The organism is Cetobacterium sp., from assembly GCF_048470075.1.
Taxonomy (GTDB): Bacteria; Fusobacteriota; Fusobacteriia; order Fusobacteriales; family Fusobacteriaceae; genus Cetobacterium_A.
In genome coordinates, this window is sequence record NZ_DBGBQB010000319.1 from 1 (window position 1) to 1,673 (window position 1,673).

Sequence of the window (1,673 nt, forward strand, 5' to 3'; positions counted from 1 at the left end):
GGCTTAGAGTTTTTTATTATAGAGCATTATTTCATACTATTTTTTGATTCATGAAAAAGTTCGCTTAAAGTTACAATGTTTTGTAGTTCACTAGGGATAATTATTTTTGTAGCTTGACCATTAGCAACCTTTTCAAAGGCTTCCATACTTTTTATCATTAGAACACTTTTGTCAGGAGCGGCCTCTTTAATAAGTTTAATAGCTTCAGCATTGGCTTTTTGAACACTCAAAATGGCCTCAGCCTCTCCTTCGGCTTCTCTAATAGCCGCTTCCTTTTTTGCCTCAGCTCTCAATATAGCAGCCTCCTTTTCACCCTCTGCAACTAAAATAGCTGATTTTTTCTGTCCCTCAGCTCTTAATATGGATTCTCTTCTCTCTCTTTCAGCTTTCATCTGTTTCTCCATAGCATCTTGAATCTCAGATGGAGGAATGATATTTTTAAGTTCCACTCTATTTATTTTTATACCCCAAGGATCAGTGGCTTCATCTAGAATAACTCTCATTTTTGTATTTATAGTATCTCTAGATGTTAGAGTAGCATCCAACTCAAGTTCTCCAATTAAGTTTCTTAAAGTTGTTGCAGTTAAATTTTCAATGGCATTTAAAGGATTCTCTACTCCATAAGTATATAGTTTAGGGTCAGTTATTTGAAAATAAACAACAGAGTCTATATGCATTGTAACATTATCTTTTGTTATAACTGGCTGTGGTGGGAAATCAATAACTTGCTCTTTTAAAGAGACTTTTTTTGAAACTCTATCTATAAAAGGCATTAAGACATTTAATCCCACATCCCAAGTAGTCAGGTATGCTCCTAATCTTTCAATAACAAATGCTTGGGATTGAGCAACAATTCTAATATGTGCTCCAATTAAAAGTAGAACGATAAAGATAAAAATAAATAAAAATAACATAGTAATCCCTCCTAAGATTTTTTGGTTAAAACCAATTTATTACCCACAATTTTTTCTACAATGGCTTCATCTCCAATGGAGAAGTTCCACTTTGATATACCTTCCCATATTTTTCCATCTAAATATACAGTATAGAAGTTATTGCTTCCCCTAATTTCAATAGCTTCGATTTTAACTATTTTTCCTTTGATTCTATTCAAATCTTTACTATTCCCTTTAAAATGTTTTAGAGCAAGTTTTCTAATTAAAATTAGAAAAAGTAAAGAAGCTGCAACAAAAATGTAAAATTGATTTTCTAAGGAAAACTCATAAAATAGCATTGTTAAAAAAGCTCCTAGGGCAAACCAGATAGATATAAGCCCAAAAGTTAAAATTTCAATAACTGAAAATACAATTCCAACAATAAACCAAAGTAACATAAGTATAGCTCCTTTCTTCAAAGATTAATATAGTGTTTCAATTTCAGAACTAATAACTAAATCATCAGAGTTAAAAATAATATCCCATTTGTATTGAGGATTATGGTTATCTTTAGAGTGCCCGCCTTTTCCCACTCTAAATGAAGCAGAAAATGAGTTATAACCAGGAGTATTAGTGGTTATATCACGATATGTCCAAACTGTATGACCCTGACTATTTGTATCGATTGAGTATGGAGGCCCAAAAATATTTTGAATATCCTCTTTAGTGGTGTAGTTTTCAATTACAGTATTCTCAATAGTATATGTAGAAAGATTTTTATTATAAGCAGAGTTATTG

The 1,673-nt window shown here is 31.6% G+C and carries 3 protein-coding genes; all 3 read right to left on the reverse strand.

Translation table 11 applies throughout. The features are described from left to right. Positions 1-26 precede the first annotated feature (26 nt). Positions 27-914, reverse strand: a complete 888-nt coding sequence (locus ACMOUI_RS11020) for an SPFH domain-containing protein (protein ID WP_418965743.1) — start codon at positions 912-914, stop codon at positions 27-29. An 11-nt stretch (positions 915-925) separates the two neighbouring features. Then, positions 926-1,333, reverse strand: coding sequence for an NfeD family protein (locus ACMOUI_RS11025; protein ID WP_418965744.1), 408 nt, complete (start codon positions 1,331-1,333; stop codon positions 926-928). Positions 1,334-1,357: 24 nt separating this feature from the next. Then, positions 1,358-1,673: hypothetical protein (locus ACMOUI_RS11030; protein WP_418965745.1), on the reverse strand; the 316-nt coding region annotated here is incomplete at its 5' end.